The organism is Streptococcus sp. ELY_90 (assembly GCF_058314475.1).
Genome location: NZ_JBZFUJ010000017.1, coordinates 1 through 26,104 on the forward strand (window position 1 = coordinate 1; position 26,104 = coordinate 26,104).

The window sequence follows — 26,104 nt, forward strand, 5'->3', positions numbered from 1 at the left end:
AGGAAGGCCTTTTTATTTTGGTCAAATTCAAGTAAATGCCTTAGTTATTGTCACCTCAGGACATACTTTCTGGAGAATTTTAAAAAAAGACAAACCTCCAAAAAGAAGTTTGTCTTCAGTCTGAAGTCCAACCAGATGGTTGGGCTTGTTTTTTGATATAATAAAATAAAACAATGACGGAGTATCATAGTGAATTTTGTGGAGCTTATTAATCTGAAAGATCTAATTACAAATCTTATTTCAAATATTTTATTTTGGCTATTTTCAATTATAATAACTATTATTATTTGGGTCTTTAAAAAATTTATTCTTCCTCATTTTCAAAAGGTAATAATAAAAAGCATTGATGTGCGAAATGTTCCTAAAATGTTTGAAGGAGAATTACTACCATCTTTTCAAAACTCAGATGTGTATAGAAATTATATTGAGAATGAGCTGGTAATTCAGAATGAAAAAGATGATTTAATAATTAAAGATTTAATAGTTGAGAATATCGTTGTAGATAATTATTTATATGAGGATATAATAGTGCAAAATGGCTTGGATATAGATGATCAGAAAGTAGACTTTGTAATTTTTAATAACGGAAATAAGAAAAGTTCTGTTAGAAACTATAGATTAAAAATCAGTTATAGAAATAAGGTTAAAGATTTTGACAGGTGTATATTTGAAAAAGATTTAAAACAAGGAAGGTTGAATGGAGGAGATATAGAAATAATATTTTCTCAGGTATTGACGGATCATGACATAATAAAATATTTTTCTAATGATATATCAGATTATAGACAATTTATCAAAATTGAATTGCTCAATACAGCAACTAATCAAATTGAAAGTGATATTGAGATTCCCTATCTTTCCTCGGAAAAGAAATTTATTAGGCAATTAGGAGGAGGTTCTCCGGTTGATAGAACTTTAACTCCTATTATTGAGCTTTTAAAACCTTACAATCAAAGTAAATTTATATTTACAATAAACTATAAATTAACTAAGGGGGTTAATCAGTTACGTTTCAACATTCTTGTTGATGGCGCATGTCAAATCAAATATAGCGTAAGATTGATGGAAGACGAAAATAAAGAACTTGCTAGATTCTCTAAAGACAGCATTAATATCCAATTTCCAAATTACAAACTGACCTCACCTTATAAGGATGAGCTGTATCATTATTTAATTTCTGAAAATATAAAAAACAGTAACCTTGAAGAAGTAAAATTGAGACAGCCTTCATTAATGAACAGCATTGATAAAACAAAACAAGAGTACAACCTTTTATAATTGGTTTTCTAAGTTTTTAAATATTTTTAGTACTTTTCCCAAATAATGGGATGATTTTATGCTTGATCCGTCTGCCAGATGATTTCAATAAAAAACTCTATGCAGAGAATGATAGCGGTCAGATATATGTTGATTTTAAGATCAAGGCAAATTTCAGGGAACAATAATTGTTCCCCTTTTTTGTTTGTAAAGATATAAAATAGAATTAATCCAAGGCCGAGGAGAAGATAATGGAAAACAGACGTTTAAGTTTACTATATAATTTGCAGAATTTATACAATTCCAGCGATGTAGGAAGTGTGGATTATCAGCTTTCCCGCTATTTAATTGACAACTATCAACAGATAGGGAATTTAAATATTTTTGATGTTGCTGAAGAAAACCATGTATCAAGGGCAACAGTAAGACGCTTTTGTCAACATTTGGGCTATGATAATTTCAAAGAATTGAAAAAACATTTTTCGGAATTTGATGAAGGTTTTGAAAGTTACAAAACATTTTACTGTAAAGATAATTTTCTATTTAAATTGAGAGAGCAGCTTAAATTGATCTTTACAGAGTTGGAAGATAGACTTTCAAATAGAGAATTAACACAGATTGTGAATAGCATTCACCATTCTGATGAAGTGATAATAGTTGCATCAAGCACCATAGCAAATAGCATTCGAGTGTTTCAGCAAACTATGGCCATTTTTGGGAAAAGAATTTCCATCGTTGCAAGCCAAAATAAGCTCAGTCAATTTAGTAGGAAATTAGATTCAAATTGTTTGATTCTAGTCTTTTCTATATCAGGTGCTTTAGCTGAAACACTGCAAGATGATTTATTTGCCAGTGGAGCAACTACTTTTTTATTCACAAACAGCAGGAATCCTTTATTTAATGTCACATTTGATAGAGTGTATCATCTAACTTCAATGGATAATCAAAATAATAAAGACATTATTTACTACACTTATGGTATCACTTACGTCTTAGACTCAATTATTTGCGAATATAGCCAGTTATTGTAAGAAAGGAATAATATGCATTATAAAGAAAAACCGATATTTCCTAAAAATTTTTTATGGGGTGCTTCAAGTGCTGCGTGGCAAGTTGAAGGTGCTGTCAATGAAGATGGCAGAGCAGTATCAAAGATTGATTTAAATTCACAAAAGAAAAAACCATTTGCTGACAATTCGGTGGCTTCTGATCATTATCATCACTATAAAGAAGATGTTGCATTGATGAAAGAAGCAGGATTTACATCGTACAGGTTCTCCATTGCTTGGCCGCGTATTTTTCCTGATAAATCAGGAATCCCTAATCAAAAAGGAATCAATTTTTATAATAATTTAATTAATGAACTTGTTAATAATGGGATTGAACCAATTGTAACTCTTTATCACTATGACCTTCCGGTATGGGTTGATGAAGAATATGATGGCTGGTATGGACGTGGTATTATTGATGCTTTTGAACAATACGCCAGAACATGTTTCAAAGAATTTGGTGACCGTGTTAAGTACTGGCTGTCTATCAATGAACAAAACATGCAAATTGTTTATGGTCATTGGTTAGGAACATGCAAATACCCCGAAACATGGTTTGAGGATCAGTGGAAAGTTAATCATATCATGAATCTTTGTCATGCCAAAGCTGTTATTGCCTGCCATGAGATGGTGGAAAATGGGAAAATCGGACCTGTTCCCGGGATGGTACCAATTTATTCAAATACTGGGAATCCGATGGACCAAATTGCAAGACTTAATGCTGAAGAGTTTACTGAAAAAATTTGGAATGACTTTTATGCACATAGAAAATACAGTAATTTTATAAAGAATTATTGGAAAGAGCATGGCATTAACCCTGATATTCACGATGGTGATCAAAAAATTTTTAATCAAGCTCGAATTGATTACTTTGGAATTAATTGTTATCGGTCAAACACGGCAGCTGAAGCAAAATTAGATGAGCAGCCTCAGGCATATGAACTTAATAAATATGGCATCAAGGGGCAATTAAAATTTCCGGTTGTACCAGGAGAATATAAGCTTGTTTACAATGACTATGTTGAATACACAGACTGGGATTGGGAAATTGATCCAGTAGCAATGCGCTATGTTTTGAGAGATATGTGGAATCTCTACCAATTGCCGATGATTATTACTGAAAACGGTTATGGTGCACATGAGGATGTGGACGAAAATGGTGAAGTGAATGACGTCTATCGCATTAACTTTTTACGAGACCAAATCTATCAAGTTGGACTGGTAATTCAAGATGGTGTAGAAGTCCTTGGTTATAATCCTTGGTCATTTACAGATTTGCTTTCGACAGGTAATGGTATGGCTAAGCGTTATGGCTTGGTATTTATTAATAGAACTGATGATGATCTTAGAGATTTGGCCAGAATTAAAAAGGCATCCTATTATTGGTATTCAAATCTTATTAAATCAAATGGTCAGAACTGGGGGAACTAACTATGTCTAAAGATTATAAAAAATTAGCCGAAGACATTGTTAAATTAAGTGGTGGTGTATCAAATATTACGGGTGTTAGTCATTGTATGACACGACTGAGATTAAATCTAAAAGATGAAACAAAGTTTGATAATTCAGCAATTACTAAATTATCAGGAGTTCTCGCTGTTGTTGTACAAAATGGAGAACATCAAATCGTTATTGGTCAAGATGTCCCTAACGTATATGCTGAAATTCAAAAAATGGACGGAATAAAAGAAAAGGGTTACGTGGAAGATGCTGATACAGCTAGGGAAGATATAGCCTTAGAAAAGAAACCCGGTGAAAAACATAACTATTTAAATACTGTTATGTCTTTTATTGGGGGAACTTTCTCGCCTGTTATTCCAGTGCTTGTGGCTGGCGGGCTTACAGGTGCAGTTTTGACAGTACTGACCAACTTTTTTGGTGTAAGTGATAAATCAGGTACCTATATAATCATTTATGCTATTAACCAAGCGACGTTCTATTTCTTGCCAATATTTATTGGGTTTTCAGCTGCTAACCGTTTAAAATCAAATGGTTTTTTAGGAGCCTTTTTGGGAGCAATTCTTCTTTACTCAACAATTAATGGAGCAAAAGGGCTCAATTTTGTCGGAATTAAAGTCCCACAGATAAGCTACAATTCCACAGTATTTCCAATTATTCTTGGTGTGCTGTTTATGTCAGTTGTTTATAAATTTCTGGAAAGGCACATGCCTGTTTATTTGAAGACAATATTCGTACCTTTAATTACGATTTTACTGACAGTTCCGGTAACATTAATTGTCTTGGGTCCCATTGGAAATCTTTTAGGAACTTGGTTAGCTGACGGTGTCTATGCTCTATATAAGGCGGCTCCTGCTCCAGCGGTAATGGTGATTGGGATGACAACTCCTTTAATGGTATTCTTTGGTATGAATAATGCCACTTACCCAGTTTTATTTGCATTAATGGCTCAAGTAGGCAGTGATCCTCTTATTATGACAGGTATGGCACCTGCAAATGTTGCTGTCGGAGGTGCAGCTCTTGCAGCAATGTTTATTTCCAAAGATGTCAATCAGAAATCTGTATCTATGTCGGCCGGAATTACAGCTTTATGTGGTATTACTGAACCTGCGGTATATGGTGTTCTTTTTCCGCAAAAGTATCCTTTGGTCGGTGCGATTATTGGCGGAGGAATAGGCGGTCTTTTAGCAGGCCTACTCAGAATGACACAATATGTAGTTTCAACTCCTGGTTTTATTTCACTGCCAGCTTATATTGATCCTTCCGGTTCCAAGTACAACTTAATGGTGTCAATTAGTGTTATGATAGTAGCACTTATTGGTGGCTTTGTTTCAACCTATTTTCTCGGAAAGAAAGCTAATAACGTTTAAACTTCAGAATAAACCACGGTGAGCAGCCGTGGTTTTTGGTATGATTAAGGTGAAATAGGGAAATAAAAGAATCAACAAGCAATTCTGACTAATTTTGCTAAGACTGTAGTATAATAGAGGTAGTTAAAGTCGTCTGAAATAAAAATAAGTGATTGAAGAGTTTGATTTCTTCTATTATCTCGATTTCTGATTTTTAGGAAGGAGGTCACTCAAAGGAAAGTAGGAGGGTATGCTATTTTTATAAAGGAGAGGAGCTTGTTATGAAAAAGAAATTAGTAAACATCTTTTTGGCTTTGTTGTCCATTTTGCTTTTGTCAGCTTGCCGCAGTAATAAGACAGAGACTTCGCAGAAAGCTTCCAGTCAAGCAAAATCTGAGCAGACTGAAAAAAAGACAGAAAAGCAATCCACTTCAAGCAGTTCGTCCGAAGAAGTTACTGAAGCAGAAGTGTCTGATGAGGGAACTTCCACTGCTACTAGCCAAAAAGATTTAAACATTGATGAGATTAATAACGGCAACTTTCAATCTTTGGTTGGTACTTGGAAAAACGGCAGGGGTGACACCTTAGAAATTACTTCTGACGGTACAGTAAACGGCAAGATGACCTTGCAGGGAATTAAAGATTCTGCTAACAGAAACGGTGTTCCTTATGCCAGCTTAAGAGCAGGGAATAATACGGGTGCGGCTTTGGCTTTGTTTAAGATTGGTTTTAAAAATCCTCAAGGGGATCAATCAGATTCAAGCAGGCCTCGTATTTTGATAACGCAAAGTGATGGCAACTATCCTGCAGAGGACTATTATTATCGTCAATAAGAGCTGTCTAAGGCTATTTCAGTCAAGTAGTCTACGGCTTATATGGCCCCTTAACATTTAAATGTCTGAGACTTTTGAACTGCACTCCAAACGTTAGACTAAAAATCTAAGGTTTGGGGTGCTTTTATGTTCTCTTTGATATAGGTTTTTGAGGTTACTGTATTATTTTTAAAAATAAAAGCTTATAAAAACTTAAAAAGACTTATTTTTGCTTAAAATGTGTTATAATAGATTTAAGCAAAGGAGGGGTGTTATGTACCGGGAAAAACGACTGCAGGAAATTTTAAGGCTGGTTGAGGAAAGAGGGGAGCTGTCTGCTAAAGAAGCTCGTGCGCTGCTGAATGTTTCCCGCGATACAGTGCGGCGGGATTTTGCTTTTCTGGCAGCCGATAAGCGGGTTATTCGGACACATGGCGGGATTTTGCCTCTGCAGAAATCGCAGAGCGTTCTTTCCTTTGAAGAGCGTCTGCATCGCCTGACTGAAAACAAAGATGCCATAGCTCAAAAGGCTTATCAGCTGATAGCACCGGGGCAGCTCTACTTTTTTGATGTGTCGACATCTGTGCTGCGCTTAGCGCAGCTGATTGATAAGGACGTGACCATCTATTCGCATTCTTTGGATAATGCCATTGTTCTGGCTCAGCATGAAACGGTTGATTTTCATCTTCTGGGCGGCCAGTTTCAGCCTAAGAACCGCTTTTATTATGCCTTAAATGAGGCAGAGCTGCTCAAGGACATTCATTTTGATGCGGCCATCATTGCAGCTGCAGGCCTAAAGAAAGGGCAAGTGTCTTTTGAAGATGCGGCCGATACTCATCTGAAGAAATTGGTCTTGAAAAATGCCAAGACTAAGATACTGCTGGCTGAAGAGGATAAATTCGCCAAAGAGGCCAGTTATGTGCTGGCTGATATTAACGATTTTGATTATTTTATTACGGATAAAAAACCGACAAGAGCTGTCCAAAAACTGCTGTCTCAGAACTTGAAGGTTATTTTTTAGGAGGTTGCTATGGCAGAAGCGATTCGATTGATTTTAAGTGATATTGACGGAACTATTTTAAATGATAAACACCAGCTTGACTCTGATTTGAAGGAAACGGTGGCTGCTTTAAAGGCCAAGAACATTCCTTTTGTGCTGGCTTCTGCCAGATCGCCTTACGGCATGTTTCCCCTTGCTGAAAAGCTGCAGCTGCACGGCAGTCCTCTTGCCTGCTACAACGGGGCTCTTATTGTTGAGGGCAGCCGTGAACATTTTGATACCTTAATTGAACACAGTCTGGACAAAAAAGATGTTAAAAGGGTTGTTGATGTGGTGCGCAGGCGATTTCCGCACATTGCTCTTAATGTGTATTCGGGCGGTGACTGGATTGTCGAAAAAAGGGACAAATGGGTTCAGATTGAATCTGAGATTACCAAAGAAACGCCACTTGTCGGAGAGCTGGATAAGCTTTTGGCAGACAGCAAAAGACCCGTTCACAAGCTTCTTTTAATTGCTGAGGCTGATGACATTAAAGAATTGCTTGCTTATCTCAAAAACTTGTCATTTGCGGATGCTTCCTTTTACCTGTCTAAGGCTAACTACTTAGAAGTCATCTCAAAATCAGTCTCCAAAGAAAATGCTCTCACGGAAATTGCCGGCTACTATCATGTGCCTCTGACAGCTGCTATGACGATTGGCGATAATTTCAACGATCTGCCTATGTTAAAACTGGCCGGTTTGGGAGTGGCCATGGGCAATGCACCGCAGGCTGTCAAAGATGAGGCCGACCAAGAAACTGCCTCTAACAACGATAACGGCGCTTCTAAGGCAATCAGGGACTATGTACTGAATTAATTTGTTTTGCATGTGTATCTTGGAAAGGAAAACAGGATGTCTCTTGAATCAGATTTTTTTAAGAAGAAACGTGTGCTGTTTGACAAGCTTCTTCCTTATGGATTTTCAAAAGAAGGAGATGGTTATCTCTACAAAGAAAGTTTCATGAACGGTGATTTTGAGGCGCTGATAAGGATTTCTGCTGAAGGATTGGTGTCCAGCCGTGTGCTTGATAGGGATACTGGAGATGATTACCTGGCTCTGCGGGTAGAGCGCCAAACAGGCACCTTTGTCGGTCAGGTCAGAGAAGCTTATGCTGAGATTTTAGGAAAACTAGCAGATGCTTGCTTTGAAGCTCTGCCATTTATAGAGGAGCAGACCAACCGCCTGGCTCAAAGGCTGGAGCAGGTTTACGGGGATCAATATGACCACCCCTTTAAAAAATATCCCTCCTTTTCTTCTTACCGTTATCCTCTTAACCGTAAATGGTACGGGCTCATCATGACGGTTGAGCGCGGCAAGCTGGATCTGGGAAAAGAAGTGTGGGAACAAGAGAAGCTCAAGCAGGAAGTAGAGATTATCAATCTCAAGGTCGAACCTTATGATCTGACAGGTCTTCTTGATCTTCCGGGCATTTATCCTTCCTATCACATGAATAAGAAATCTTGGATTTCGGTTGTTTTGGACGGCACTGTGACCGATGATCTGCTGTTTTCTCTGGTGGATAAGAGCAGAGCTTTGGTCAGCGGGAAAAGTCTGGAAAATCCGGCTGGCCCTGATTTTTGGATTATTCCGGCAAATCTCAAGTATTATGACATTGATGCTGAATTTGCGGCGCATAAAATCAACATCTGGCCGCAAAAAGCCAGTATCCAGACAGGAGATTACCTTTTTGTTTACATTACAGCGCCGACACGCGCGCTTCGCTATGCCTGCCGGGTGCTCGAAGCGGGTATTAAACAGCCCCATTCAGACAGAAAGTACATGAAATTGGAGCTGCTTAAAAAATATGATGACAGCGACTTTCCCATTGAGCGGCTGAAAGAACACGGCGTTACCAATATCCGCGGGCCCAGGCGGATGACTGCCAGTTTGATAAGTGAGATAAAGCCAAGTTTAAAAGCCAGTAATTCCTGATGGCTGCTTTTAGAGTAAATTGTTCACATATTGTGCAATATGTAAAGGTCTGATCCCTTATTGGGGGTCGGATTTTTTGCTTTATCAGAAGAAAACAGCAATATCATCTTAGGTTTGCTGCCTGACTGGAGCTTAGTTTTTTTCCGTAAGAAATGGCAAAAATATCTACTACCAATTAACTGTTTTTCACTTTATACTAATAAGTAAGAAAGGAGTAAGAAATTGATGAAAGAACGTTCTGTCAGTATTTTAAACCGTATTTTAGTATCGGCATTGCCTGTTCGCACAGATAGTCTGCAAAAAGAATTCAAGGTCAGTTCCAGAACTATCAGAAATGACATTTTGACCATTAATGATTTCTTAGCATCAATTCACTTACCGGTTATTCAAAGCATTCGCTCTCAAGGCTTCTTTTTGACCTTGAGCGATGAGGAGGGCAAAATTCTTAAAAGTGAGCTGTCAAACGAGGATAAGACAGATTATCTGGAGAGAAAGGAGCGGATTTTAGATTTAATTTTGGATGTGGCTTTGGGAGACGATAACGTTTTTCTGCATCGTAAGGAAACATTTTATGGGGTTTCTAAGTCGACTATTGATGAGGATATGCGGCAGATCAGGCAGGAGCTGGCTTTTTATCATATTGATATTATCAGCCATCCCAAGGCAGGGCTCCTGCTGGAGGGCAGGGAAGCTACAATCCGCATCATGCTGTACAGCCTTCTCAGTCCGGAAATTACTAAAATGGGAACGGCTTTCAGCTCTCATAAAAGCCGAATTATCAGCCGTTATGTTCCCGGGGACCTTATCCTAAAAGTCAATGAGATTTTTGACCGCACAATTTTAATGGTCAACGATGACATTCATCGAACGCACTTCATTCTTTTTACCTGTATCTGGCTCTTAAGAGTTAAGCGCAATGCCAAGCTCAGTCAGGAAGATCTTCCCAAAGATGCTGCTGTTAAAACAGCTGCTATTGACAATTATTTACAAGCGGTCTGTCAGGAATTCCAAATAGAACCGTCAGCTTTAGAGATGCAGTATATTCATTCGATTTTGCAGTCCTTTAACATCAAAAAGAATGACAGTCCTATTAATTGGATTCAGCTGCAGATATTAACCATTCAGCTCATTAACTTTGTGGAGCAGGAAACTAAGATTCCTTTCAACAGGAAAGACAGTGTTTTGCAGCAAGGGCTCTATCATCATATCGTCAGCATGGTCGCCAGGGTTAAAAATAATATTCAGCTGACCAATCCGCTGACAGAAAGGATTAAGCAAAGTTACGGCAGTATCTATAAAGCCGTAGCCAAATTTACCCGCCGGCTGGAAAAAATGCTGGGCTGTAAAATTATTGATGATGAGATTGCTTTTTTAACGATTTATTTTTCAACAACTCTAAGCGAGATCAATCAGGATAATAAATATTGGTACCGCGCAGTTGTGGTTTGCAATCACGGGACGGCTACGGGCAAACTTTTAGCTGAAAATCTTAAAGAATTTTTCAATATCGAAGTATTTGCCATTCTTAATTCCAGAGAGACAGGCATTATTGATAAGCTGGATGTGGATTTGGTATTTTCAACGGTCAATATTGATTATCAAAATAAACCGGTCTTAGTTCTTGATTCCATTATTCAGGAAGATACCAAGATGCGTATCAATCATTTTTTAAAGGCCAATCAGCAGGCCAGAAGAGTGACTCAGAAAAAAGAGGATTACACCAAAGTTTTTCTGGAAATTCTGCAGCTTTTGGAAAAAAGCAGCAAGGTTGAAGTTGATAAAGACTTCTATGCAGCAATTGAAGCTGTTTTTACAAAAAATTGTCTGAGGATTAATAAGAGGGAGGTCCAACCAATGATTGAGGATATTTTAAAGGATGATCATATCTTAATTACCGATAAAAACTACAGCTGGCGCGATGCTATTAAGTTTGTCTCTGCCCCTTTGTACAAGGAAGGTATTGTCAATGAGCATTACAGTGAGGCGATGATTGAAAGTGTCGAGAAATACGGTCCCTACATCATTATCGGTCCGCATTTGGCCTTGGCTCATGCCAGACCGGAAGACGGGGCGAAACAGCTGGGGCTGAGCCTAGCTATTTTTGAAAAACCTGTCGCATTCGGGAAAGAAGCTGATAAGCAGGTTCAGGTCATCTTTTGCCTGTCAGCGGTTGACGCTTTTTCACACTTAAATATCATGAAAAGTCTCGTTAATCTTATTCGGGCAACCAATAAGGTTGAAGAACTCTGTCAGGCAAGAGATGTTCAGTCTGTTAAAACTATTTTATTCCATTCAAAGGAGGAATCATGATGGGAAAACCAATTACTATTTTATTTGTCTGCGGTGCCGGTTTAGGCAGCAGTTTTGCAGCACAAATGGCAGCTGAGGATGTTCTGACCAAGCACCATATTGATGCGAAGCTGGATCATGTGGATATTTCGACCGCTGCTTCTGTTCAGCCGGATGTCATTATTACCGCTCAGAATTTCCAGAAACAGTTTGCTAATTTTGACATTGACACGTCCAAAACAGCCATTATCTATTTAAAAAATATTGTTTCCAGTCAGGAAATTGAAGAAAAACTCATTCCGATTTTAAGGGAACGCGAACTGATTTAAAAAAGGAGGATGACAATGAGCGTTATCAATTTTATTATTAACAACATCCTGACACAGGCTGCTGTTACCATTGCCCTAATTGCGATGCTGGGCTTGATTCTGCAGAAAAAATCAGCTGGTCAGGTAATCTCCGGAACGCTTAAAACCCTGCTTGGCTTTCAGGTCCTAAGTGCGGGTTCCAGTGTTATCGTAACAAGTTTAACTTATTTTGGAAAAATCTTTAAGAGCGGCTTTCATACCCAAGGAATTGTCCCTTCTATTGAAGCCATCAATGGTCAGGCCATGAATGATTTGGGTCTTGGCAGCGATATTGCTCTGACCTTTTTAGCCATCTTTATTTTCAATATTATTTTCGCCCGCATTACCAAATGGAAATACATCTTTCTGACAGGTCAGGCGATTTTATGGATGGCGACCATGACAACTGTGTTTGGTTATTTTGCAGGGCTCAGAGGATTTCTGCTGATCGTTGTCGGCGGGATAGTCGGCGGCGCTTTTGCGGTCGCTATGCCGGCCATTGCTCAGCCCATTATCCGCAAAGTTACCGGGTCAAATGATATTGCTCTGGGACATTTTTGTACTATCGGCTACCTTTTTGAAGCCGGTGTCGCTAAAATATTCGGTGAAAAAGGTGATAAAAAGAAATCGATCGAAGATATTGAACTGCCCAAAGCCTTTGACTTCCTGCAGGATACTTACCTGTCTGTAATGGTTGTCATGGTACCTTTATTTATCATCACAGCCATCTTTGCCGGACCTAAGGCTGTTGATACAGGTACGCAAAACTATGTCATGTTTGCTTTTATGCAGGCTATTCAATTTGTGGTCGGTGTCTATATCCTTCTAGCCGGTGTACGCTTGCTCTTAGCTGAAATTGTTCCAGCTTTCCGCGGTATCGCCATGAAACTGGTTCCGGATGCTATTCCGGCTCTGGATTGTCCCGTGCTCTTTCCCTATTCACCAAATGCGGTTATTCTTGGATTCATTACGACAACCATTGGTACGATCGTAGCTATGCTTATCCTGCCTATGCTAGGCTTAGCGATGATTTTGCCGGGTATGCTGACCAACTTCTTTGCGGGAGGTACTGCCGGTATCTTCGGCAATGCTGTCGGCGGCCGCCGCGGAGCCATTATCGGCGGTATTGCGCATGGTTTCTTTATCACCTTGCTGCCGGCTCTCTTGGTAACGGCCTTTAACCAGCTGGGATTTGTCAATGCTACAGCAACCGATGTTGATACCGTTGTGGTTGCCCTGCTCTACGCTTGGCTGTTCAGTCCGATATTTAAAGCAATAGGTATTTGATAAGGGGGTGAGTGTGTGTTTCAATGGTTTAAGAAAAAAACAGCTAACGATAAAAAAACTGCTGCCAAGCGTGAAGAACCTCAATTGTCAGAAGCGGAGAAATCCAGACTTTTAGAGAAAATAAAAGCAGAAGAAACTCTGCTGTCGCAGCAGCAGTCAGATCAAGAAAAAGCTCTCTCCTATGAAAAGATAGGCTTATGGTATGCCGAGCTGGACGACAGCGATGAGGCGATTGCTTATCTAGAGAAAAGTCTGGAAGCCAAATTATCCATGGGAGAAGGCTATAAGAAGCTCATGAGCCTCTACAATGCTAAACGGGCTCAAGCCGCCCGCAATAAAGACACTGAAGCGATTGACTACTATATGGCTAAAATGGACGAAATGCGAAACATTGCCAAAAAATTAACCCTGTCCAAGGACTGAGAAGATAAAGGAGAAGCGAACAAATGTATAAGACGTTAAAAGACTTAACAGCTACCGCAGAAAAATTAAATATGACCGTCGGTGCCTTTAACATGCACAATCTGGAAATGCTGCCGGATATGATGCGTGCCGCCAAGGAAGTGGGAGCTCCTATCATCATTCAGACCAGTGTTGATACAGCCAAATATATCGGTTACTCAGTTATTGTTGCAGTAGTCAAGGAAATGGCTGATCACTACATGATTGATGCGGCGCTGCATCTGGACCATGCCAGAGACTTTGATGCCATCAAAGATGCTATCTCGGCCGGTTACTCCAGCATCATGTTTGACGGTTCCAATCTGCCCTTTAAAGAAAATATCTTAAAAACTAAGCTGGTTGCTGAATACGCCCATGCCAGAGGTGTCGCTGTTGAAGGCGAACTGGGAACTATCGGCGGTACAGAGGAAGGAATTTCTGTCTCGGAAGATGACAAAATTTATACACGGCCGGAAGATGCTGTGACCTTTGTCAAGGAAACACAGGTTGATGCTTTGGCAGTTGCGATCGGTACCAATCACGGCCAGTTTAAATCCAAAACAGATGTTCAAATTCCTTTATTAAAGGAAATTCATCAGGCTGTACCGACTCCTTTGGTGATCCATGGTGGCACGGGGGTCAAAGAAGAGGACTATCCTCAGCTGATCAATAATGGTATCCGCAAGTTCAATGTTGGAACAGAACTGCTGGTTAACTGGACGCAGGAAGCAAAGACAACTTTCGGCCAAACAGCTGTTAATAAGTCCCTGCGTTACAATGTCATTCCAGCCAATCAAAAAGTTAAGGAAATTGTCAAACATAAAATGACACTGTTTATGAATCTGGAGTCTGCTTTGCATGCGGAGTAAAGCAATGAACAAATATTTGATTTTACTGGCCGGTCCGCCGGCAACGGGCAAAAGCTATCTTTTGAATCTCATGAGGTCTGCCTTACCTCGTCTTTACACCGTATCTCCTGATGAATTTAAAGAAGACCTGGCGGAGAGCAAAGGCTTTGACAATGCTCAGGAAAAAGCTGCTTTGGAAAAACAGGTTTGGCAGTATTATTATCAAGCTTTGGAGCTTTACATGGCCGTGGGCAGACAGTTTGCAGCTACCGAATACCCTTTTTCTTTTAAACAGAAGGATCAATTAACCCACTTATCCGAAAAATACGGTTATCGGGTTATCACTATCCGCTTGACAGCAGATTTTGATGTTCTTTGGCAAAGGCGCATGGCGCGGGATTTGGCGGAGGATAGACATTTGAGTTTTATCATGACTCATTTTCATCATGGCGATAGGCTGTCTGACCGACACTTGGCAGATGATTTAATCACCAAGGAAGGCTTCCAAAAGATTATTGAAGACAGAAAATACAATGACTTTTCACTGGGGACTTTATATGAAATAGACGTCACAGATTTTACCAAAGTTGATTATCAGCCCCTGATTGCCAAATTAGCCGCACTTTCTCAAGAATAAGATTTTGACATGACTTTTAAGGACTGACAACCGACATTTCAGTTGGCCACAATGCTCTGGACAGCGGTCAGCACGATTAAGCACAAGGCCGGAACAAATTTGTTCCGGCTTTGTGCTGTTATCAGATATAAAAATATCCGAAAATTTAAGGCAGGAGTTGCAAGTATGCGAAAATTTTTCTCATTTTTGATATAATGGAACACATGAGAATTGTTTCTGGCAGTTATGGCGGGCGGCCATTAAAGACTTTGGAAGGAAAGACAACCCGTCCGACCTCAGACAAGGTGAGGGGAGCTGTTTTTAATATGATTGGCCCCTACTTTAGCGGCGGCCGTGTTTTGGATCTTTTTGCCGGCAGCGGCGGTCTTGCGATTGAAGCTGTTTCACGGGGGATGGACAGTGCTGTCTTGGTGGAGAGAAACCGCAAGGCTCAGGCTATTGTTCAGGCCAATATAAAAATGACCAAGGAAGAGAGCCGGTTTCAGCTTTTGAAAATGGAAGCTGCGCGTGCTTTGGAGCGCCTGAGCGGAAAATTCGATCTGGTTTTCTTGGATCCTCCCTACGCCCAGGAAGAAATTGTCAAAAATATTGAAGAACTTTGCCGGCGCAAGCTCCTGTCAGACGATGTCATGGTGGTCTGTGAAACGGACAAGGCCATTCATTTGCCTGAGGAAATTGCAGAGCTGGGCATTTGGAAACAAAAAATTTATGGAATATCAAAGGTGACGGTTTATGTCAGATAAAATTGGACTTTTTGCAGGATCATTTGATCCTGTGACAAATGGGCATGTGGATATTATTGAACGTGCCGGAAAACTTTTTGACAAGCTTTATGTTGGTATTTTTTACAATAAAGATAAGACAGGCTTGTTTGATATAGACAGCCGTCAGAAAATGCTGGAAGAGGCTGTGGCTGGTTTGGGAAATGTCAGTGTGATAAGGGCGCGTGATTCTCTGGCTGTTGATGTGGCCAGAGATCTGCAAGCAACTCATCTGGTTCGGGGTCTGCGCGGTTCTGAGGATTTGGAACATGAAGCCCGCTTAGACTTTTTTAATCGGGAATTGGCACCGGAATTAGAGACGGTTTACCTGCTGACCAAATTAGACATGAAGTATATTAACTCAACACATGTGCGTGAGCTGATTTATTTTAAGTCAGATATTAAAAAATATGTGCCGGTAAGTGTTGCTAAAGAAGTGGAGAAAATGTTTGAAAACAATCAAAAAATATAAATGGTGGCTAATTAGCTGTTTAGGTGTTCTTTTACTTTTAGGCTGTTTTTTTATCCCTCTGCCCTACTACATGGAGATGCCGGGCGGGGCTTATGATATCCGTACGGTTTTGACGGTTAATGATCAAGAAGACAAAGAAAAAGGTTCCTACAATTTTGTAGCCGTCGGGGTGAGCAGGGCAACGGTCTTTCAAGTTGTTTATGCCTGGCTGACACCCTTTACTGAAATTACCAGTGCTCAGGAAACAACCGGCGGTGTCAGTGATGCAGACTACATGCGCATTAACCAGTTTTACATGGAAACCTCGCAAAATGGTGCTATCTATGAAGCCCTCAATTTAGCTGATAAAAAAGCCAGCCTTGATTACATGGGGGTCTATGTCCTGAATGTCAGTAAAAATTCGACCTTTAAGGGTATTTTAAACATTGCGGACACGGTCACCGGTGTTAACGGCCGTACTTTCTCTAGCTCCAAAGAACTGATCAAATACGTCTCTGGTCAAAAATTAGGCAGCAAGGTCAGTGTCCAGTACACCTCTGAAAACAAGAAGAAAACGGCTAAAGGCAAGATTGTCAAATTATCAAACGGCAAAAACGGTATCGGTATCGGCTTGGTTGACCATACCAAAGTGTCTTCTGATGATAAGATTGAATTCAGCACTGACGGTGTCGGAGGACCGAGTGCCGGCTTGATGTTTACCCTGGATATTTACGATCAGCTGGTGGATGAAGATCTTCGCAAGGGCCGTATTATCGCAGGAACAGGGACTATTGAGGAAGACGGCAAGGTCGGAGATATTGGCGGAGCCGGCCTGAAAGTTGCAGCGGCAGATAAGATTGATGCCGATATTTTCTTTGTACCCGACAATCCTCTGGACAAGGCTGTCTTAAAAGAAAATTCCAAGGCTCTTACCAACTATCAGGAAGCTAAACAGGCTGCCAAAAAATTGGACACCAAAATGAAAATTGTTCCCGTTAAAAGTGTGGAAGATGCTATCGACTATCTGAGAAATCATGATTAAAGGCGGGATAAGGTGTACCTTCTGAATTTTTAACCTAAGTGCAAAGAGTCCAGATTAGATTGATTTAAGGTCTGCTTTATGTGTGAGCAGACCTTTTAGTTTTGCCCCTGTAAGGCAGGGGCGGACTCGTCCGGCATGGCTTATCTTTTTATATCTGCTGTGAAAGTGTTAAAATAGAAGCATGAAAGAAAGTATTCGAATTCTGCATATCAATGATTTACATTCGCATTTCGAGGCTTATCCCAAGATCAAGCGTTTTTTTGATGAGCAGTCGCAAACAGATAAGGAAGTGCTGAGATGCGACCTGGGTGATAATGTTGACAAGAGCCATCCTTTGACAGATGCGACAGCCGGGGCTGCCAATGTGGCATTGATGAATGATTTGAAAATAGACTTTGCAACAATTGGCAATAATGAAGGGATCGGTCTGGCTAAACCTGAGATGAATCAGCTATACAGCAAGGCTGATTTTCAAATCATCTTGGGAAATCTTACGGACCAGCACGGGCGTCCGACTTGGGCCCATCCTTATGTAATCTATGAAACCAAGGCGAAAACGAGGATAGCTCTTCTGGCTTACACCTTTCCTTATTACCGGACTTACAAGCCAAATGGCTGGCAGATTCACGATGCCCTGTCCTGCCTCAAGCGGGATTTAGCTCTGCCGGCTGTTCAAGCAGCAGACTTTCGGATTTTACTGAGCCATCTGGGCATTCGCTTAGATGAGCAAATAGCGCGTGAAGTGCCTGAGATTGATTTGATTATCGGTGCTCATACCCATCATGTGTTTGAAGAAGGAGAGGCGGTCAACGGCACCTACTTGGCGGCAGCAGGACGCTACGGAGACCATGTTGGGCAGATAGACCTTGATTTTGATAATCATGTTTTAACAGATATCAGCATTGAGGCTCTGCCGCTTAGTGATCTGGATGCTCAAAAAGATGATGCTGCTTTTACAGCAGATTTATGGAACAAGGGACAGAGCCTGCTTGAACAAAGTCTGGTCTGCCGGCTTTCGCGCAAACCAACCCTTGAAGAATGTGCGGAGATGGTCATGGAGGCTATGGTCCAGTCGGTTGCTGCCGATATCGCCATCATTAATACAGGCTTAGTTGTTGAGCCTTTTGGGCCGACAGTGACTAAAGCCAGCCTTCATCAATCCCTTCCGCATCAAATGCGTTTAGTAACCTTTCAAGTAAGCCAAGCAGAGCTTTTAGAAATCTGCCGGGATATTTTTTCTCAGGCTGACCTGCTGGCTAATCAGCAGATTCGCGGTATGGGCTTTCGCGGCCGTCAGTTTGGCAAGGTTGTGACGAGTGGTTTTACTTACAAAAATGGAAAAATAGTGTATAATAATAAGGTTACCAGTAAAAAAGATAAATTAAGTCTTGTTTTAGTGGATCAGTACTATTTTGCTCCCTACTTCAGCAGCATTAATTCACGTAAGGGCCGGCTGCTGTTTCCTGATTTGCTGAGACAGACAGTAGAAAAATATCTGAGAGGAGACCTATGAGAAAAGATATCTCCCCGGAAATGTATAATTACAACAAATTTCCCGGGCCTCAGTTTATAACTTTTGACAATCATGTTAAGAGTGATGAGATAGATTTATTGATTTTAGAAAATGTCAAAAATGCCTTTAATGCCACTGTATTCAGCCAGCGTTTTTCAGAGATTCTGCTGAAATATGATTATATTGTCGGTGATTGGGGCAATGAGCAGCTGCGGCTCAAGGGATTTTACAAGGAAGCGCCTAAAGCCAAACATAAACACCCTTATATCGGCTATTTAGATGACTATCTCAAAGAATATTGCAATTTTGGCTGTGCCTATTTTGTTTTGGAAAATCCAAACCCTAAGGAAATCAAGTCTGAAGAAGATAATTCACAAAGGCGCAGGCGCCGCGATAATCGCCGAAAAAAACGCTTCAACAAAAATACTAGGACGAATCCCGACAGACTTCGCCAAGAAAAAACACAAGAGCGTGATGCCTTGCGGGAAATTCATGAGGCAAAGAAAAATTTTGTCATCAGAAAAAAGGAAAAGTAGAAAGGACAAAGAACCGGACAGGTGCTTAGCTGCCATGAAAACTTTAGCAGCGGCGGTCAGCAGTTTATAGAGACTGGCTGAATTCTGTCAGGCTCTTGATAATAATTATGAAACCATCTATTTACGGGCTGACCCGTGATGAATTGATTGACTGGGCAGTAGAACACGGCGAGAAGAAATTCCGAGCTGCGCAAATTTGGGATTGGCTCTACCGCAAGCGTGTTCAGTCTTTTGAAGAAATGACGAATATTTCCAAGGATTTTGTAGCTGTTTTAAAGGAAAATTTTTGCCTGAATCCGCTTAAACAGCGCGTTGTTCAGGAATCTGCCGACGGAACGGTCAAATATCTTTTTGAACTGCCTGACGGTATGCTGATTGAAACGGTGCTTATGCGTCAGCATTACGGGCTTTCGGTCTGTGTTACGACACAGGTCGGCTGCAATATTGGCTGTACCTTCTGCGCCAGCGGCCTGATCAAAAAACAGCGGGATCTCAATAACGGAGAAATCACTGCTCAAATTATGCTGGTTCAGAAATATTTTGACGAACGCGGTCAGGGCGAGCGTGTCAGCCATGTTGTGGTCATGGGAATCGGTGAGCCCTTTGACAATTACGATAATGTTATTAAGTTTTTACGAACCATCAACGATGACAAGGGCCTTGCAATCGGTGCCCGCCATATCACGGTATCAACATCAGGTTTGGCTCATAAAATCAGAGAATTTGCCAATGAAGGCGTTCAGGTTAATCTGGCAGTGTCGCTCCATGCACCCAACAATGAGCTGCGCTCCAGCATCATGCGGATCAACCGTTCTTTCCCATTAGAAAAACTGTTTGCGGCTATTGAATACTATATTGAAACGACCAACCGCCGCGTGACTTTTGAGTATATCATGCTTAACGGCGTCAATGATACTCCTGAAAACGCACAAGAGCTGGCCGATTTAACCAAGAAAATCCGCAAGCTGTCTTATATCAATCTCATTCCTTACAACCCTGTGACTGAGCACGATCAATACAGCCGCAGTCCTAAGGAGCGCGTAGATGCCTTTTATGACGTGCTTAAGAAAAACGGCGTTAACTGTGTTGTCCGGCAGGAGCATGGAACGGATATTGATGCAGCCTGCGGTCAGCTGCGCTCAAATACAATGAAGCGCGACCGTCAAAAAGCTATCGCTGAGGCTGCTCAGTAATGTTGCGGTTTTGCGAGAAAAACGGCGAGCTGACACCTTTGGCCAAAAGAATAATCCGATGTTTGCTTTGTTTCTATATTCTGGCTGTCTGTGCTATGTGCTTTTTGCCGCAGCCTTTCAGTCAGATGAAAACGCCGGGGGTTCAGCACTTCGGGCGCCTTGTCGTTCTTTTGACTCCCTTTAATTCGCTCGTCAGTCTGGGAAAGATAAAGAGCTTATGGCAGCTCTTTTGGGTCATAGGGCAAAACATCAGCAATGTTTTGCTGCTGTATCCCCTTATTTTATGTTTACTTTTGCTGAACAAAAATGTCCGCAGTTTAAAAAGGACTGCGGTGCTCAGTTTTAGTGTCAGCCTTTTTATTGAAATAAGCCAGCTTCTTTTGGATTGGTTTTTTAAGGTCAACCGCGTTTTTGAAATTGACGATCTGTGGACAAATACCTTGGGCGGCATTCTAGCTTTTTATTCTTATCAAACATTGCAAAGAAAAATCAAAAAGCCAATTAGCAGTCAGATTGTTTGACTTAGAGTAAACTCCAAGGTTTATAATAGTAATGTGATTTTCCCTCATTCCGGGGGATTTTTCTTATGATGATTAAAAGAAAGGGCAAAGATGTCTGTTATTAAAAATTTATGGTGGTTTTTTAAACTGGAAAAACGCCGTTATTTGATTGGGATACTGGCTCTTAGCTTGGTCAGTGTTCTCAACCTGATTCCGCCCAAGGTCATGGGGCATGTTATCGACCATATTACTCGTAAAAGTCTGACAAAGGAAATGCTTTTGTGGGATCTTTTTTATCTGTTGCTGTCAGCCTTTGCCATGTACGGTCTGCGCTATGTCTGGCGCATTTATATTTTAGGGACTTCTTATCGTTTGGGACAGATCATGCGTTCCCGCCTTTTTGAGCACTTTACGAAAATGTCTCCTTCTTTTTATCAAAAATACCGGACAGGTGATTTGATGGCCCATGCGACCAATGATATTAACTCTCTGACGCGTCTGGCAGGGGGCGGTGTTATGTCGGCCGTTGATGCTTCAATTACAGCTCTGGTAACCTTGATGACCATGTTTTTCAGCATTTCCTGGCAGATGACCTTGATTGCGGTAATTCCTCTGCCTTTGATGGCTTTTGCGACCAGCCGTCTGGGACGCAGGACGCATGAGAGCTTCAAGCATTCTCAGGCAGCCTTCTCAGAGCTTAATAATAAGGTTCAGGAAAGTGTCTCAGGCATCAAGGTAACCAAGTCATTCGGCTATCAGGCAGATGAGTTGGCAGCTTTTCAGGAAACAAACGAGATGACCTTTGCTAAAAACATGACAACTATGAAATATGACAGCATGTTTGATCCTTTGGTACTCTTGTTTGTAGGGGCTTCTTATACGCTAACGCTTTTGGTCGGTGCCTTTTTTGTTAAAAATAACCAAGTAACGGTCGGCAGTCTGGTGACTTTTGTGACTTATTTGGATATGCTGGTCTGGCCCTTGATGGCGATAGGTTTTCTCTTTAATATTGTGCAGCGCGGGGCGGTTTCCTATGAGCGTATCATGAGCCTTTTATCGCAGACATCTGATATTAAAGATCCCGAAAATCCTCTGCCTGAGATTCAAAATGGCCGCTTGGAGTATGCTATCGAGCACTTCACCTATGATAATGAAGAGACACTCCGCAACATCCATTTCACCTTGGAAAAAGGACAGACTTTGGGAATTGTCGGGCAGACCGGTTCCGGCAAAACCAGCCTTCTTAAACTCCTTTTGCGTGAATATGATGTTAACCAAGGCGCTATCTATCTCAACGGTCACGATATTCGAAACTACCGTTTGGCAGATTTGCGCAGTCTTATCGGTTATGTACCGCAGGATCAGGTTCTCTTTGCCATGTCCATTTTAGAGAATATCCGCTTTGGCAATCCTCAGCTGAGTATGGCATCGGTTGAAGAAGCTACCAAGCTGTCTCAGGTTTACGATGATATTGCAGCTATGCCTCAGGGCTTTGACACCCTTATCGGTGAAAAAGGGGTCTCCTTATCAGGCGGTCAAAAGCAGCGTATTGCTATGAGCCGGGCCATGATTTTAAATCCGGATATCCTTATTTTGGATGATTCCTTGTCAGCGGTTGATGCTAAGACTGAGCATGCGATTATTGATAACCTCAAAGAGACCCGCCGGGATAAAACAACTCTCATAACAGCCCACCGGCTGAGTGCAGTCGTGCATGCTGATCTTATCTTGGTGATGCAGGACGGCCACATTATTGAACGCGGACGCCATGATGACCTCATCCAGTCAGGCGGCTGGTATGCAAGAACCTATGAGGCTCAGCAATTGGAAATGAAAGGAGACAGTGATGAAGAATAACGAACACCAAGGCCGTGTTTTTCTGCGCTTGATGTCTTATTTGAAACCTTATAAGTGGCTGACCTTTTTCGCGCTGTTCTTTCTTCTTTCAACAACAGTGGTTAAAAGTATCGTTCCTTTGGTTGCCTCTTATTTTATTGATCATTTTCTGACTGACTTTAATCAGGCGGCCGCTTTCTTGCTGCTGGGCTATTATCTTCTTTATGTCTTGCAGACTATTTTACAGTATTTGGGAAATCTGCTCTTTGCCCGTGTTTCTTTCAGTGTTGTGCGCGATATTCGTAAAGATGCTTTTGCCAATATGGAAAGATTGGGGATGTCTTATTTTGACAAGACACCGGCAGGGTCCATTGTCTCACGGCTGACCAATGATACAGAAAGTATCAGTGAAATGTTTTCAGGCATTTTATCCAGCTTTATTTCTGCCATCTTTATTTTCAGTGTGACCCTCTACACTATGCTGATGCTTAATTACCGCCTGACCTTTCTTGTCATGTTCTTTCTTCCTTTTATTTTTATTTTGGTCAATCTCTATCGCAAAAAGTCTGTCAGCGTCATTGCTAAAACGCGCAGTCTGCTCAGCGATATCAATACCAATCTGTCTGAAAGTATTGAAGGGATCAGTATTATCCAAGCCTTCGGTCAGGAAGAGCGTTTAAAGGCGGAATTCGAAGCAATCAACGAAGAGCATTTTCATTACGCTAATCGCTCAATGGCCTTGGACAGTCTGTTTCTGCGCCCGGCCATGTCTCTTTTGAAATTGCTGGCCTATGCTCTGCTGATGGCTTATTTCGGCTTTAATTGGCAGGCAATCGGCATTTCAGCCGGCATGATGTATGCTTTTATTCAGTACATTAACCGCCTTTTTGATCCTTTGATCGAAGTCACGCAGAACTTTTCAACCTTACAAACCTCTATGATTTCGGCAGGCCGTGTTTTCGATCTGATTGATGAACAAGGCTATGAACCCCGTCAGGAAGCAAGCACTGCTGAAATTACTGCCGGAAATATTGAATTCAAAGATGTTTCTTTTTCTTATGACGGGGAAAATCAAATTTTAGACCGCATTTCATTTAAGGTCGGTCAAGGCCAAACGATTGCCTTTGTCGGCTCAACCGGTTCAGGAAAATCATCAATCATCAATGTGTTCATGCGTTTTTACGAATTTCAAAAGGGCCAAGTCACAATTGACGGAACTGATATCAGAAAATACAGTCAGGAAGAACTGCGAAAAAATGTCGGATTGGTGCTGCAGGAACCTTTCCTTTACCATGGAACTATAAAATCCAATATCAAGATGTATCAGGATTTGAGCGATGAAGACGTTAAAGCCGCGGCCCAGTTTGTTGATGCCGATCAGTTTATCCAAAAACTGCCCCAGAAATATGATGAGCCTGTCAGTGAGCGCGGTTCCAGCTTTTCAACCGGACAGCGCCAGCTGCTGGCTTTTGCCAGAACGGTTGCCAGTGCTCCGAAAATTTTGATTCTTGATGAGGCGACTGCTAATATTGACTCAGAAACGGAGCAGATTGTTCAAAATTCCTTAGCTAAAATGCGCCAAGGGCGTACCACGATTGCTATTGCCCATCGGCTGTCAACCATCCAAGATGCCAATTGTATTTATGTTCTTGATAAGGGCAGAATTATCGAATCCGGGACTCATGATGAGCTGCTGGCCAAAGAAGGCACCTACTATAAAATGTACCAGCTGCAGGCAGGTATGATGGACTGACCGTCAGAAATTAAAAAAGAGAAGGACAAGTGATTTTGTTCTTCTCTTTTTACATCTTTTTACTGATCTGCCACCTTAATCACAGGGTCGGCGGTACTGTAATCTTTTAAATGATCCATTAACTGAAGAAAGTGCGGATTGGTGTTGTGCTGGTCAATGGCAGCTTGGTTTTCCCATTCTTCAACCATGACAAATTGATTGGGCAAATCCAAAGCTTCATAAAGCTGGTAACCGTGATTCCCGGCTTCTGCGCGCGAGGAGTTAATCAAAGGAGTGATATCGGCTAAAAATGCTTCTCTTTTGTCAGCTTTAATAAAAAATACGGCATTGATGATTTTCATTGGTAAACTCCTTTCTTAAGGGACTGTTGCTGTCGCTTACATTATACCATTTTTAAAGACTGCAGGCTTTTTAAAAAGGTTATCTTTGCAAACAAAAACAAGGAAGCCGCCGGACTTCCTTGTGGTGAATATATACTGTTTTTGAAAGGCTAAGCCGATACAGCAGCAGTTTGGCTTGTATTATTGGCGAGCGGTGCTGAAGCGGAAGTTTCTTTTAAATTTTGGTAATAAGCAGCAGCTGTTGTCTCTATATAAGGAATTAACCACAGATAACCAATACCGAGTGTTAAATTGGCTAAGATGGCCCAGCCAATGAAACTTAACTGAAGGACAAAGTATTCCCATTTGTGCCCGTTCATCAACTGCCGACTTTCAGTGATAGCCTGAGTGAGAGTCAATGCTTCGCCTTTTTCTAGTTTATCTTTGATAATGTAATTGGTCATTGCATAGCTGCAGCTTTTAATGATTCCCGGAATAATAAAGAGAAATGACCATAAATAGATAAAAGCCACCATGACCAGATCGGTCCAGAAAAATTTTCCAAAGCGCTCTTCTCTTAAAAGATAAGTACTGGCTTGGGTATAGGTTGGTTTTTTTCCTCTGAAAAAGTCCAGAAATCCCAAAGTAATGCCAACCTCCACAGTCAGTGTACAGACAAAGAAGGCAAGGCCGATAAGTATCAACAAGGGTGCTGCTGCCCAGATGGCAGCTTCTTCACTGATAGCTACCGCTAGTGATCCGGCAAGCACGGCAACTATCAGTGCACAACCCCAGACAATGGCTGAGACAGTGAGAGTTGGCAGGGCGTATAGGCCGACAGCATAGCCCCAATTGCCTTGAAGACGCTGTTTCGCCTCCGTTTTTAATTCAGCTCTGGTTTTGGACATAATAAAAATCTCCTTAGCAGTTTAAGATAAAGTAGTTTTACTATAGCATATTTTGAAGGGAAAGACAATTTCACCTATCAAAGTATTGGTGCTTGAAAACTTTTCACATAGAAAAATTCTGATTTTTTGGAAATTTGGCAAAAAAAGCTTATAATAGGGCTTGCATTTGTTTTTTAGAAAGTGTATAATCATAAACAAATCAGAAAAGTACCTCTCAGAGGTTTTCAGAGAGCTTGTGGCGGTTGTGAACAAGCAGCTGATGGGAGTGAAATTGGGCTGATTGTTTAGAATTGGAAATAAGCAATAGTTTTCAGGTGAGCACTCCTTATTGTGCGGCTCCTTGTTAGAGGAGATAGAGATGGCAGAAAGATTGTGGATTTTCTGTCAACTGAGGTGGCACCGCGTTATTGGTATAATGCCCTCACACAGATGTTTTTTCTGTGTGAGGTTTTTTATTACAATTCTAATAGGTGGAGATAAAACATAGTCTTCAGGTTGGCACTCCTTACCGTGCAGCTCCTTGTTGGAGGAGATAGAGATGACGGG

At 41.1% G+C, this 26,104-nt stretch carries 25 protein-coding genes; 23 read left to right on the forward strand and 2 right to left on the reverse strand.

Translation table 11 applies throughout. The annotated features are described in order from the left end of the window. Window positions 1–189 precede the first annotated feature (189 nt). The 23 genes from AC4HAF_RS09175 (at window position 190) to AC4HAF_RS09285 (ending at window position 24,330) form a co-directional block, all read left to right on the forward strand. A complete protein-coding gene (locus AC4HAF_RS09175) occupies window positions 190–1,278 on the forward strand; it encodes a hypothetical protein (protein ID WP_491097515.1) in 1,089 nt (362 codons plus the stop codon). A 230-nt stretch (window positions 1,279–1,508) separates the two neighbouring features. Next, on the forward strand, window positions 1,509–2,288 hold the full coding sequence (locus tag AC4HAF_RS09180) for a MurR/RpiR family transcriptional regulator (protein WP_491097516.1): 780 nt from the start codon (window positions 1,509–1,511) through the stop codon (window positions 2,286–2,288). Window positions 2,289–2,300: 12 nt separating this feature from the next. Then, window positions 2,301–3,737: a glycoside hydrolase family 1 protein gene (locus tag AC4HAF_RS09185; protein ID WP_491097517.1), complete on the forward strand. Its 1,437-nt coding sequence runs from the start codon at window positions 2,301–2,303 to the stop codon at window positions 3,735–3,737. A 2-nt stretch (window positions 3,738–3,739) separates the two neighbouring features. Continuing rightward, the gene (locus tag AC4HAF_RS09190; protein ID WP_491097518.1) at window positions 3,740–5,134 is read left to right on the forward strand and encodes a PTS transporter subunit EIIC; all 1,395 of its coding nucleotides are present in this window, start codon (window positions 3,740–3,742) and stop codon (window positions 5,132–5,134) included. A 260-nt stretch (window positions 5,135–5,394) separates the two neighbouring features. Beyond that, window positions 5,395–5,946 (forward strand): DUF6287 domain-containing protein, encoded by a 552-nt coding sequence (locus AC4HAF_RS09195; protein WP_491097519.1) that lies wholly within the window; start codon window positions 5,395–5,397, stop codon window positions 5,944–5,946. A gap of 253 nt (window positions 5,947–6,199) precedes the next feature. Next, complete coding sequence (locus AC4HAF_RS09200) at window positions 6,200–6,946, forward strand: DeoR/GlpR family DNA-binding transcription regulator (RefSeq protein ID WP_491097520.1); 747 nt, start codon at window positions 6,200–6,202, stop codon at window positions 6,944–6,946. Window positions 6,947–6,955: 9 nt separating this feature from the next. After that, window positions 6,956–7,780: a Cof-type HAD-IIB family hydrolase gene (locus AC4HAF_RS09205; protein WP_491097521.1), complete on the forward strand. Its 825-nt coding sequence runs from the start codon at window positions 6,956–6,958 to the stop codon at window positions 7,778–7,780. A 36-nt stretch (window positions 7,781–7,816) separates the two neighbouring features. Further along, on the forward strand, window positions 7,817–8,896 hold the full coding sequence (locus AC4HAF_RS09210) for an MmcQ/YjbR family DNA-binding protein (RefSeq protein ID WP_491097522.1): 1,080 nt from the start codon (window positions 7,817–7,819) through the stop codon (window positions 8,894–8,896). Between the two features lie 225 nt (window positions 8,897–9,121). Further along, window positions 9,122–11,206, forward strand: coding sequence for a BglG family transcription antiterminator (locus tag AC4HAF_RS09215; RefSeq protein ID WP_491097523.1), 2,085 nt, complete (start codon window positions 9,122–9,124; stop codon window positions 11,204–11,206). After that, on the forward strand, window positions 11,206–11,514 hold the full coding sequence (locus tag AC4HAF_RS09220) for a PTS sugar transporter subunit IIB (protein WP_027975789.1): 309 nt from the start codon (window positions 11,206–11,208) through the stop codon (window positions 11,512–11,514). Before AC4HAF_RS09215 ends, AC4HAF_RS09220 begins: the two co-directional genes overlap by 1 nt. A 15-nt stretch (window positions 11,515–11,529) precedes the next feature. Then, window positions 11,530–12,819, forward strand: coding sequence for a PTS sugar transporter subunit IIC (locus AC4HAF_RS09225; protein WP_491097524.1), 1,290 nt, complete (start codon window positions 11,530–11,532; stop codon window positions 12,817–12,819). 15 nt (window positions 12,820–12,834) lie between these two features. Then, window positions 12,835–13,242: a tetratricopeptide repeat protein gene (locus tag AC4HAF_RS09230; protein ID WP_491097525.1), complete on the forward strand. Its 408-nt coding sequence runs from the start codon at window positions 12,835–12,837 to the stop codon at window positions 13,240–13,242. A gap of 23 nt (window positions 13,243–13,265) precedes the next feature. After that, window positions 13,266–14,129 (forward strand): class II fructose-bisphosphate aldolase, encoded by an 864-nt coding sequence (locus tag AC4HAF_RS09235; RefSeq protein ID WP_491097526.1) that lies wholly within the window; start codon window positions 13,266–13,268, stop codon window positions 14,127–14,129. Window positions 14,130–14,133: 4 nt separating this feature from the next. Continuing rightward, a complete protein-coding gene (locus AC4HAF_RS09240) occupies window positions 14,134–14,745 on the forward strand; it encodes an AAA family ATPase (protein WP_491097527.1) in 612 nt (203 codons plus the stop codon). Between the two features lie 203 nt (window positions 14,746–14,948). Then, window positions 14,949–15,488: a 16S rRNA (guanine(966)-N(2))-methyltransferase RsmD gene (gene rsmD / locus AC4HAF_RS09245; RefSeq protein ID WP_491097528.1), complete on the forward strand. Its 540-nt coding sequence runs from the start codon at window positions 14,949–14,951 to the stop codon at window positions 15,486–15,488. Beyond that, on the forward strand, window positions 15,478–15,978 hold the full coding sequence (gene coaD, locus AC4HAF_RS09250) for a pantetheine-phosphate adenylyltransferase (RefSeq protein WP_491091554.1): 501 nt from the start codon (window positions 15,478–15,480) through the stop codon (window positions 15,976–15,978). Before rsmD ends, coaD begins: the two co-directional genes overlap by 11 nt. Continuing rightward, complete coding sequence (locus AC4HAF_RS09255; protein WP_491097529.1) at window positions 15,956–16,999, forward strand: SepM family pheromone-processing serine protease; 1,044 nt, start codon at window positions 15,956–15,958, stop codon at window positions 16,997–16,999. Before coaD ends, AC4HAF_RS09255 begins: the two co-directional genes overlap by 23 nt. A 181-nt stretch (window positions 17,000–17,180) precedes the next feature. Then, on the forward strand, window positions 17,181–18,512 hold the full coding sequence (locus AC4HAF_RS09260; RefSeq protein WP_491097530.1) for a bifunctional metallophosphatase/5'-nucleotidase: 1,332 nt from the start codon (window positions 17,181–17,183) through the stop codon (window positions 18,510–18,512). Then, window positions 18,509–19,048 (forward strand): YutD family protein, encoded by a 540-nt coding sequence (locus AC4HAF_RS09265; RefSeq protein ID WP_491097531.1) that lies wholly within the window; start codon window positions 18,509–18,511, stop codon window positions 19,046–19,048. The genes AC4HAF_RS09260 and AC4HAF_RS09265 overlap by 4 nt, the downstream gene beginning before the upstream one ends. Before the next feature lie 107 nt (window positions 19,049–19,155). Beyond that, window positions 19,156–20,241 (forward strand): dual-specificity RNA methyltransferase RlmN, encoded by a 1,086-nt coding sequence (rlmN, locus tag AC4HAF_RS09270; protein ID WP_491097532.1) that lies wholly within the window; start codon window positions 19,156–19,158, stop codon window positions 20,239–20,241. Further along, window positions 20,241–20,762 (forward strand): VanZ family protein, encoded by a 522-nt coding sequence (locus AC4HAF_RS09275; RefSeq protein WP_491097533.1) that lies wholly within the window; start codon window positions 20,241–20,243, stop codon window positions 20,760–20,762. The genes rlmN and AC4HAF_RS09275 overlap by 1 nt, the downstream gene beginning before the upstream one ends. 90 nt (window positions 20,763–20,852) lie before the next feature. Continuing rightward, window positions 20,853–22,598 (forward strand): ABC transporter ATP-binding protein, encoded by a 1,746-nt coding sequence (locus AC4HAF_RS09280; RefSeq protein ID WP_491097534.1) that lies wholly within the window; start codon window positions 20,853–20,855, stop codon window positions 22,596–22,598. Beyond that, window positions 22,588–24,330 (forward strand): ABC transporter ATP-binding protein, encoded by a 1,743-nt coding sequence (locus AC4HAF_RS09285; protein ID WP_491097535.1) that lies wholly within the window; start codon window positions 22,588–22,590, stop codon window positions 24,328–24,330. Before AC4HAF_RS09280 ends, AC4HAF_RS09285 begins: the two co-directional genes overlap by 11 nt. Window positions 24,331–24,389: 59 nt before the next feature. Here AC4HAF_RS09285 and AC4HAF_RS09290 read toward each other — a convergent pair whose 3' ends face one another. Both AC4HAF_RS09290 and AC4HAF_RS09295 read right to left on the reverse strand, forming a co-directional pair. After that, entirely contained in the window at window positions 24,390–24,671 is a 282-nt protein-coding gene (locus tag AC4HAF_RS09290; RefSeq protein ID WP_491097536.1) for a putative quinol monooxygenase, read from the reverse strand. Window positions 24,672–24,820: 149 nt separating this feature from the next. Then, complete coding sequence (locus tag AC4HAF_RS09295) at window positions 24,821–25,558, reverse strand: DUF975 family protein (protein ID WP_491091545.1); 738 nt, start codon at window positions 25,556–25,558, stop codon at window positions 24,821–24,823. Window positions 25,559–26,104: the final 546 nt, after the last annotated feature.